This is a genomic window from Spirillospora sp. NPDC029432 (genome assembly GCF_040703975.1).
Lineage (GTDB): Bacteria > Actinomycetota > Actinomycetes > Streptosporangiales > Streptosporangiaceae > Spirillospora.
The window spans coordinates 1-733 of record NZ_JBEZWH010000057.1; the positions used below are offsets into that span (position 1 = coordinate 1).

A 733-nucleotide genomic window follows, 5' to 3' on the forward strand; every position below is an offset into this window, starting at 1 on the left:
GCTCGGCACGCCGCTCGCGCCGGGCGGCGCCGCGCCGCGCGCCGCGCAGCAGCCGGCCGGCGGCGGGGCCGCGGCCGGCGAGCCCGCCGGCCGGCCGATCGTCAAGCGGCCGCCGTCGCAGCTGCCGTCCACCAAGCGGGTCGGCAAGGCCGTGCCGCCGCCCGGACCGCTCGCGAGCGACCTGCTCGCCGGGTTCGGCATCCTCGGCAGCGCCGGGCTGCCCGACGCGTCCGGACTGCCCGGCGTCCAGGGCCTGACCCAGCAGCTCACCGACGGCCTGCCGATCATGGAGAAGATCCCCGGCTCCAGCGCCGTCTTCACGCCGGCGTCCGCGTACAAGCCCAAGGCCGGGCCCGCGCCGGACGCCAAGCCGGAGGCCGGGCCGGGTGCCAAGCCGGAGGCCAAGCCGGGCGCTGAGCCGGCCGCCAAGCCGGGCGCCGAGCCCGGGGCCCAGCCGGGCGCCAAGCCGGGGGCCCAGCAGGCCCCCGCGCAGAACCCCGACACCGGTGAGGCCGTCCGCACGCTGCTGCGGTCGCTGGGCGTCCCGATCCACCGTGACGGCGCGGCCGGGAACGGCTCGGGCCTGGGCAACCTCGACAACCTGACCAGGGGCCTGCCGGCCCGCATCACCAGCTCCTCGCTGCCGAAGTAACCGACGTAGGCGGGGGACGGTGCGCGGCGCAGGCGGTGGAGGAGGGCGAGGGCCTCGTCGCGGAGGGCCGCGGGGTCCTGG

Annotated in this window: 1 pseudogene; it reads left to right on the top strand. The window is 79.4% G+C overall.

From position 1 onward, the window contains the following. Positions 1-652 (top strand): annotated as a pseudogene (locus tag AB0881_RS31855) (hypothetical protein); the annotation flags it as partial. Between the last annotated feature and the right edge of the window lie 81 nt (positions 653-733).